8 protein-coding genes and 1 pseudogene are annotated in these 6,692 nt (G+C 44.7%); 7 read left to right on the top strand and 2 right to left on the bottom strand.

What is annotated here, in order from left to right:
• Window positions 1-280 precede the first annotated feature (280 nt).
• A complete protein-coding gene (pseB, locus tag Q0338_RS07060) occupies window positions 281-1,279 on the bottom strand; it encodes a UDP-N-acetylglucosamine 4,6-dehydratase (inverting) (RefSeq protein ID WP_298086137.1) in 999 nt (332 codons plus the stop codon).
• Between the two features lie 223 nt (window positions 1,280-1,502).
• The gene (gene dcd, locus Q0338_RS07055; RefSeq protein WP_002948812.1) at window positions 1,503-2,063 is read right to left on the bottom strand and encodes a dCTP deaminase; all 561 of its coding nucleotides are present in this window, start codon (window positions 2,061-2,063) and stop codon (window positions 1,503-1,505) included.
• A gap of 244 nt (window positions 2,064-2,307) precedes the next feature.
• Here dcd and Q0338_RS07050 point away from each other — a divergent pair, with 244 nt between their 5' ends.
• From Q0338_RS07050 to Q0338_RS07020, 7 genes and pseudogenes are all read left to right on the top strand, one after another.
• Window positions 2,308-3,054, top strand: coding sequence for a DUF4198 domain-containing protein (locus Q0338_RS07050; RefSeq protein ID WP_298086136.1), 747 nt, complete (start codon window positions 2,308-2,310; stop codon window positions 3,052-3,054).
• Window positions 3,055-3,642 (top strand): cobalt transporter CbiM, encoded by a 588-nt coding sequence (gene cbiM, locus Q0338_RS07045; protein WP_298086135.1) that lies wholly within the window; start codon window positions 3,055-3,057, stop codon window positions 3,640-3,642.
• Window positions 3,636-4,088, top strand: coding sequence for a hypothetical protein (locus tag Q0338_RS07040; RefSeq protein ID WP_298086134.1), 453 nt, complete (start codon window positions 3,636-3,638; stop codon window positions 4,086-4,088). Before cbiM ends, Q0338_RS07040 begins: the two co-directional genes overlap by 7 nt.
• Window positions 4,085-4,732, top strand: coding sequence for a cobalt ABC transporter permease (locus tag Q0338_RS07035; protein WP_298086133.1), 648 nt, complete (start codon window positions 4,085-4,087; stop codon window positions 4,730-4,732). Before Q0338_RS07040 ends, Q0338_RS07035 begins: the two co-directional genes overlap by 4 nt.
• On the top strand, window positions 4,729-5,379 hold the full coding sequence (locus tag Q0338_RS07030) for an ABC transporter ATP-binding protein (protein ID WP_298086132.1): 651 nt from the start codon (window positions 4,729-4,731) through the stop codon (window positions 5,377-5,379). Before Q0338_RS07035 ends, Q0338_RS07030 begins: the two co-directional genes overlap by 4 nt.
• Window positions 5,380-5,488: 109 nt before the next feature.
• A complete protein-coding gene (modA, locus tag Q0338_RS07025; RefSeq protein WP_298086131.1) occupies window positions 5,489-6,190 on the top strand; it encodes a molybdate ABC transporter substrate-binding protein in 702 nt (233 codons plus the stop codon).
• A gap of 140 nt (window positions 6,191-6,330) precedes the next feature.
• Window positions 6,331-6,692, top strand: a pseudogene (locus tag Q0338_RS07020) (molybdate ABC transporter permease subunit); the annotation flags it as partial.

Raw genomic sequence — 6,692 nt, 5'->3', positions numbered from 1 at the left:
CCGACCTTGTCGCCGCCCGTTAGGATATCGTCTTTTAGGGCGCTCACGACGGCAGCGATGTCGGAGTCGGTGATTTGTTGTCTGCTGTAGGGTATCATTTTTGTCCTTTTTGCGCTTTCGGCTTGTCTTTTTCCGCTATACGTCGTTAAATTTAAAATTTTCTCGGTCACGTATTTTATATACGCTCCCTCGCAAATTTTAAATTTGCCTCGTCTAGCGAAAAAAATACTTCGCCCCGTTTTTTATAAATTTTATACGCTTAACTCAAATTCTGGCTAAATTATTTACTTGTCTCAATCATCTCTAAAAGTCCGTCTTTACCTAGCCAAATTTTATTTTTATCCGAGCTGTACTCGAAATTTTCCTCCACGAGATGCCCTTTTTCGCCCAGCGCGTTTATGCTAAAGTCGTCGTCTTTGCTCGTAAATTTGATCGACGGGCTGATCACGTAGTGGTCGTCAAACTCGTACGTTAGGTGCGCGTCGTCCTTGCCGACCATGACCTCGTGCATCTTTTCGCCAGGGCGGATGCCGATTATTTTTACGCCAAGTTGCGGCGCCATGGAGCGAGCAAGCTCGATCATCGTCATCGACGGGATTTTTGGGATGAAAATTTCGCCGCCCTTCATGCGCTCAAAGTTTTTAAGTACGAAATTTACGCCTTGCTCAAGCGTGATCCAAAACCGCGTCATATCAGCGTGCGTGATCGGTAGCTCTTTTACGCCTTCTGCGATCAGCCTCTTAAACAGCGGCACGACCGAGCCGCGAGAGCCCACGACGTTGCCGTAGCGAACGACGCTAAATCGCGTTTTTTTACTACCGGCGATGTTGTTTGCCGCGACGAAAAGTTTATCGCTGGCAAGCTTGGTCGCGCCGTATAAATTTACCGGGTTGCACGCCTTGTCGGTCGAGAGCGCGATGACCTTGCTCACGCCGCACTCTAGCGCCGCGTCGATGACGTTTTGCGCGCCGTTGACGTTGGTTTTTATGCACTCCATCGGGTTGTATTCCGCGATCGGTACGTGCTTCATAGCCGCTGCGTGTATCACGTAGTCGACGCCGTTCATCGCGGTCATTAGGCGCTTTTCGTCGCGCACGTCGCCGATGAAAAATCGCATGGCGGGGTCTTTAAAAACCTGTGCCATCTCGTACTGTTTGAGCTCGTCGCGAGAGTAGATTACTAGCCTTTTTGGCTTAAATTTGGAGAGTAAAATTTCAGCGTATTTTTTGCCAAACGACCCGGTGCCGCCGGTGATGAGAATGGATTTTCCGTTAAACATTTATTTTTGCCTTTCGCGGCTCGTTTTTTCGCCGTACGTCGTAAATTTAAAATCGTTCGATCGCGCATTTCATATACGTTCCTTCGCAAATTTTAAATTTGCCTCGTCTAGCTAAAACGGTTCGCCGTTTATTTAAATTTTATTCAGCCGGAGCAAAAACCGTGCCTTAAATTTGATTCAAAATTTAGCTCGTTAAATTTGTTTAGGTGCGGTATTTTTGCTTTTACTTCAAAATCCTAGGCAACGTAATGCCCTCCTGCGCCTGATACTTGCCCTTTTTGTCCGCATACGTCACCTCGCACGGCTCGTCGCCCTCGATAAACAGCACCTGCGCGATACCCTCATTTGCGTAAATTTTAGCTGGCAGCGGCGTCGTATTTGATATCTCGATCGTGATGTGCCCCTTAAATCCAGGCTCAAAAGGCGTGACGTTTACGATGATGCCGCAGCGAGCGTAGGTGCTTTTGCCTAGGCAGATGGCTAGCACGTTATCTGGCATGTTAAAATACTCGATCGTGCGCGCTAGAGCGAATGAATTTGGCGGGACGATGCACACGTCGCCTTTAAAATCCACCACGTTTTTCTCGTCGAAATTTTTTGGATCAACGACGGTGCCGCCGATATTCGTAAAGATTTTAAACTCGTCGCCCACGCGGATATCGTAGCCGTAGCTAGACACTCCGTAGCTAACCACGCCGCGTCCGACTTGCTCCTCGGCAAACGGCACTATCATCGCCTTTTCGTGCGACATTTTGCGTATCCAGGCGTCAGATTTTAGCCCCATTTTTTACCTTTATTTTAAATTTGCGCGATTATAACATAATTTAAATTTACCTAAAATTTGAGCATGCATTCCCGCTATTTGCTAAAGTCAAATTTGAAAACTCGGTTTATTATTTTGTGCAGTTATAAATAATACCAAAATATTTTTCTTATACTTTAAATATGATTTATCTCAAAAATTTAATAAATAATAAGCTTTACGGGGGTACAATTTCATTTAACAAATACCTTCAAAAGGAGCAAAAATGAAAATCAAGTCTTTGGCGCTTATGCTTTTAGGCGTTAGCGCTTATGCGCATTTTGGTATGGTCGTACCGTCAAATTCGACCGTGGACGACGAAAAAGAGGCAAATTTACAGATTACTTACAAATTTACCCATCCTTTTGAGGGCGATATGATGAACCTGGTCCTTCCAAACGAGGCGGGCGTTTTCGTAAACGGCAAAAAAGAGGCGATAAAAGGCCTAAAAGAGCTTAAAGAGGATAAATTTAGCTACTTTACGGCTAGCTACGACGTAAAAGAGCCCGGCATTTATCAGTTTTATATGGATCCAAAGCCCTATTTCGAGCCTGCGGAGGATAAATTTATAAGGCATATAACAAAAACCGTCGTCGATGCCTACGGCTACGGAGAGGGCTGGGATAAACCGGCTGGACTAAAAGCCGAGATAGTGCCGCTAACGCGTCCGTATGGGCTTTATAAGGGTAATTTGTTCTCAGGCGTGGTTTATTATAAAGGAAAACCCGCTAAAAACGTAACCGTCGAGGTAGAGTACTATAATACCAAAGGGCTAAAAGCTCCGTCCGATGCGCACGTAACTCAGGTCGTAAACACCAACGAGCAGGGCGAATTTAGCTTTGCGATGCCGCTTGAGGGCTGGTGGGGATTTGCCGCACTCATCGACGACGATCAAAAGATAAAACACGAGGGCAAAGAGTATCCAGTGGAGCTTGGAGCCGTCATCTGGGTGCAAACTAAAGAGTATAAATAAATGCACATTAGCGAAGGCGTTTTAAAACCCGAAATCATCGTGCCTTGCTCGGCCCTTTGCGTTGTTTTGGTCTCAAGCTTGATTTACAAGCTAAAAACGAGCGAGATACCCAAAGTTGCCGCCGTCAGCGCGATGTTTTTTATGGCGTCTTTTATCCACGTGCCCATCGGCGTTACCTCGATACATCTCGTGCTAAGCGGCCTTGCGGGGGCGTTTTTGGGCGCAAATGCGGTCTTGGCTATTTTTATCGCTCTCTTTTTTCAGGCCTTGCTTTTTGGTTACGGCGGACTTAGCGCGCTTGGCGTAAATTTACTGATCATCGCCTCTCCGGCGCTTCTTAGCCCATATCTTTTAAAGCTATCTTTTAAGCGATATAGATCGTTTTTTTGGTTTTTGATCGGGTTTTTGCCTATACTTTGCTCTTCGGTTTTGCTATCCTCGGTTCTTGTTTTAAACGGCAAAGAGTTTGCGCCCGTGGCCGCGCTCGTTTTTACTTCAAATTTAGCCCTTATGGCGCTTGAGGGGATCATCTCGCTTTTTGCGCTTTCTTTTATTTATAGGGTTAAAAAGGATCTTTTGATTTGCTAAAAATACTTTTAATCATGCTTTTTGCAAGCATCCTAAACGCGCACTCTCTAAAAGGCTTTGCAAAGCAAGATGGCGAATTTATCGAGATAAAAAGCTATTTTTACGGAAATTCCCCTTGTAAAAACTGCCCCGTAGCTTTTATAAAAGATGGCACCCAGATAGCAGGCGCGCAAACTGATGAAAACGGCTTTGCCAGAGCTAAAATCCCCGCAGATGAATTTGAAATCCTGATCGACGGCGGACTAGCACACGAAAAAAGGATCAAATTTACCGCAAACAAAGACGAGCTAAAAAGCGCCGAAAGTAACGCGTCAAACGATGTATCAAAGGTCAAATTTGACGAAAGCGAGGAGGATTTTGGGGCTTACGCGCTTAAATTTATCCTTGCGTTTTTGGGAATCGGGCTGTTTTTTGGCGGAATTTATCTACTAAAAAGAGGCAAATGAACATATCTGTTTTACTCGTTTGTTTTACTTTTTTTAGCTTCAAAGTCTCGCTTTCAAGCGCTACGGACGCCGTTTTCATCGCGCCCGTGCTTTTTTTGGCGATTTTAAATTTTAAAAATCTTTTTGAAATTTTAAAATCCGTTTTAAAACTAAATATTTTTATAATCTTAGTCGTCTTAAGCCTCGTTCTTTACGGAGAATACGCGCTTGCAAAGCTGATATTCGTAAGGTCGAATTTGATCATACTTTTTGGACGGCTGGCTTTTTACGGAAGCGATTATTTTAGTATCGCGCTTGCCGTTTCGTCGCTAAATTTGGGCGACAAGCTAACGGCGATTTTTTATTTTAGCGCCAAATTTACGGCCGATCTTAAAACGATATTTATAAGGCTAAAAAAGACTTTAAAAGTTCGAGGATTTGAGCCTAAAGCCTCGCTTTTTACCTATAAAATTTACGCAAATTTAGTCGCTATGCTTTTTTTGGAGGCGTTTTATAAGGCGAGCGTTCTTGAAAAAACCTTTGTTTGCAGGGGATTTGAGGGCAAGCTTTACGGAGATAAAAGCCTTAAAATAGGCGTTAAAGACGCCGTGATAATCGCTTTAACGGCGTGTTGTTATATTTTTAGTTTAGGAGTCACGATATGAGCTGCACGATAAGTCTAAAAAACGTCTGCGCAAAAATAGGCGAAAGAACGCTTTTTGAAAATCTAAATTTAAACGCGACGCACAAGGATAAAATCGCCCTCATAGGCCCAAACGGCTGCGGTAAAAGCACTTTGCTAGAGATAATGGCTGGGCTTAAAGCGCCTTGCGGCGGGCATATCGAGCTTTTTCACCATAAAATTTCAAATTTAGACGAGTATAAGCCGTTTCGCCGCGACGTGGGCTATCTTTTTCAAGAAAGCAACGATTGTTTCATCTGCCCTAGCGTACTTGACGACGTGATGTTTTCGCTACTTAGCCGCGGCGAGGACAAAGAGCCGGCCGTGGAAAAAGCCGAGAAAATTTTACGCGAGCTTGAAATTTGGCATCTAAAAGACGAGATCGTTTTTAACCTCTCCGGAGGCGAGAAAAAGCTCGTCGCGCTAGCTGGGATACTGGTGGCCGAGCCTAAAATTTTGCTACTTGACGAGCCTACGACCGCGCTTGATGCGGATATGCAAAGAAGGATAGCCGCTATCTTAAAATCCCTCGACGTCACGCAGATAATCGTCTCTCACGACAAGGAATTTATAAGCGACGTAGCGAGCGTAATGTACCGCCTAACCAAAAACGGACTAGAGTCGATATAAAATATCCTTATCTATACTTCTTTAAAAAAGCTCCGAAAATAGCAAAATTTATCAATGTATAATGATATATTTCATAAAATTGATAAATTTTATTTCAAAGGAGAATTTTATGAAAAAATTACTACTTATTTCTATCGCGGCCGCGGTTGCCTTTGGCGGAGAAAATTTGCTCGTGGGTGCTGGCGGCGGATACAAAAAACCGGTCACTGAAGTGATAGAAAATCTCAAAAAAGACGGCGTGCAGATCGAAGGCGCGTTTGCAAATTTGGGCCAGATAACCATCCAAGCAAAAGAGGGCAAGATGGCTGCGATCGTGGGCGACGAGGCGTTTTTAAAGAAAACGGATCTAGATATAAAGGCCTATGAGCGCATCGGCAAGGGCGCTTTGGTGCTAGTCACGCCAAAAGGCAAGCAGATAAAAGACGTATCTGAGCTAAAAAATCTAGCTAAAATCGCGATGCCGGACTCTAAAAAAGCGATCTACGGCGTGAGGACGACGGAGTTTTTGAAAAACTCGGGACTAGAGGCCGATCTAGCGCCTAAGATGCTACCGGTCGCGGGCGTACCGCAAGTAGTCGCCTACGTCACGAACGGCGAAGTGGACGCGGGCTTTATCAACTCGACCGAAGCAGTGGCTAGAGAGGGCGAGTTTGGCAGCGTGATCTATATCGACGAGGCGCTTTATAGCCCTGTTTTTATCTCGGCGGCAAAGCTTCCGGCGTGCGAGGGTAGCGAGGCGTGCGCTAAATTTATAGACGAGATAAAAACTCCTCGCTCGAAGGAAATTTTCGCTAAATTTGGGCTAAAGTAATTTAAATCGCCGGTTTTTGACTCGGCCAAATTGTCTTCAAATTTGACGTAAAATTTGCGTCAAATTTGATTTAAACGCTAAAATTTACTCGCTAAATTTAACTCAAACGAAAAGCAAAATTTAACGAAAAAAGGAAAAATTTGCAGGAACTCGCCTGGCTCGTCCATCCGCTGCTTTTAAGTGCCAAAACGCTCGCCGTTACTTTCGTACTGCTCCTGTTTTTGGGGCTTGGCGCGGCTTATTTTTTGGCGTTTTACCGCGGCAAATTTAAGGCCGTCTTAGAAGCGGCCGTGATGTTTCCTCTCATTTTTCCGCCGATTGCTACGGGATTTTTGCTACTTTACGTCTTGGGGCGAAACGGCGTGATCGGCAAGGCGCTAAATTTGCAGATCGTTTTTAGCTTTTCAGCCCTCGTTATCGCTTCGTTTTTGGCGGGCTTGCCGCTGTTTGTAAAGCCCGTTCAAAGCGCGCTTGAAAGCCTGCCTAAAAGCCTAATCGAAGC

The sequence above is a fragment of the uncultured Campylobacter sp. genome (assembly GCF_938018145.1).
Classification (GTDB): domain Bacteria; phylum Campylobacterota; class Campylobacteria; order Campylobacterales; family Campylobacteraceae; genus Campylobacter_A.
Note: the sequence above shows the minus strand (reverse complement) of the source record. Positions and strands in the feature narration are given on the sequence as shown.

Coding starts and splice junctions, on each gene's coding strand:
- modA (WP_298086131.1), top strand. CDS start 5,489: ATGAAAAAATTACTACTTATTTCTATCGCGGCCGCGGTTGCCTTTGGC.
- cbiM (WP_298086135.1), top strand. CDS start 3,055: ATGCACATTAGCGAAGGCGTTTTAAAACCCGAAATCATCGTGCCTTGC.
- Q0338_RS07050 (WP_298086136.1), top strand. CDS start 2,308: ATGAAAATCAAGTCTTTGGCGCTTATGCTTTTAGGCGTTAGCGCTTAT.
- Q0338_RS07035 (WP_298086133.1), top strand. CDS start 4,085: ATGAACATATCTGTTTTACTCGTTTGTTTTACTTTTTTTAGCTTCAAA.
- pseB (WP_298086137.1), bottom strand. CDS start 1,279: ATGTTTAACGGAAAATCCATTCTCATCACCGGCGGCACCGGGTCGTTT.
- Q0338_RS07030 (WP_298086132.1), top strand. CDS start 4,729: ATGAGCTGCACGATAAGTCTAAAAAACGTCTGCGCAAAAATAGGCGAA.
- dcd (WP_002948812.1), bottom strand. CDS start 2,063: ATGGGGCTAAAATCTGACGCCTGGATACGCAAAATGTCGCACGAAAAG.